Origin of the sequence: Streptomyces sp. NPDC007875, from assembly GCF_042868035.1 — a bacterium.
Classification (GTDB): domain Bacteria; phylum Actinomycetota; class Actinomycetes; order Streptomycetales; family Streptomycetaceae; genus Streptomyces; species Streptomyces antimycoticus.
Genome location: NZ_JBIADZ010000116.1, coordinates 1 through 1,021, shown reverse-complemented (window position 1 = coordinate 1,021; position 1,021 = coordinate 1). Strand labels below are relative to the sequence as shown.

Annotated in this window: 1 protein-coding gene; it reads right to left on the bottom strand. The window is 66.1% G+C overall.

What is annotated here, in order from left to right; genetic code table 11:
- Positions 1–1,021, bottom strand: a 1,021-nt coding sequence (gene ispG / locus ACFYOY_RS49195; RefSeq protein WP_388594675.1) for a flavodoxin-dependent (E)-4-hydroxy-3-methylbut-2-enyl-diphosphate synthase, incomplete at both ends; no start/stop codon positions are given.

The window sequence follows — 1,021 nt, the reverse complement described above, 5'->3', positions numbered from 1 at the left end:
TTCATGGCCTCGTCGATCAGGGTCTCCACGATCTTCGACTCCGGCACGGTCTTGATGACCTCGCCCTTGACGAAGATCTGCCCCTTGCCATTGCCCGAAGCGACACCCAGATCCGCCTCACGCGCCTCACCGGGGCCGTTCACCACACACCCCATGACCGCGACCCGCAGCGGAACCTCCATGCCGTCCAGACCGGCCGTCACCTCGTCCGCCAGCTTGTACACATCCACCTGCGCCCGGCCACACGACGGACACGAGACGATCTCCAGCCGCCGCTGCCGCAGATTCAGCGACTCCAGAATCTGGATCCCGACCTTGACCTCCTCCGCGGGAGGCGCCGACAGCGAGACCCGGATCGTGTCCCCGATCCCCTCACTCAGCAGCGCACCGAACGCCACCGCCGACTTGATCGTCCCCTGGAACGCCGGACCCGCCTCCGTCACCCCAAGGTGCAGCGGATAGTCGCACTGCGCCGCCAGCTGACGGTAGGCATTGACCATCACCACCGGATCGTTGTGCTTCACCGAGATCTTGATGTCCCGGAAACCGTGCTCCTCGAACAGCGAGCACTCCCACAACGCCGACTCCACCAACGCCTCCGGCGTGGCCTTCCCGTACTTCTCCAGCAGCCGCTTGTCCAGCGACCCCGCGTTCACCCCGATACGGATCGGCACACCCGCACCCGACGCCGCCCTCGCGATCTCCTTGACCTTGTCGTCGAACTGCCGGATGTTCCCCGGATTCACCCGCACCGCCGCACACCCGGCATCGATCGCCGCGAACACATACTTCGGCTGGAAATGAATGTCCGCGATCACCGGAATCTGCGACTTCTTCGCGATCACCGGCAACGCGTCCGCGTCATCCTGCGACGGACACGCCACCCGCACGATCTGGCAGCCCGACGCCGTCAGCTCCGCGATCTGCTGCAGCGTCGCCCCGATGTCCGCCGTCACCGTCGTCGTCATCGACTGCACCGAGATCGGAGCGTCGCCGCCCACGGCCACCGGACCGACCTGGA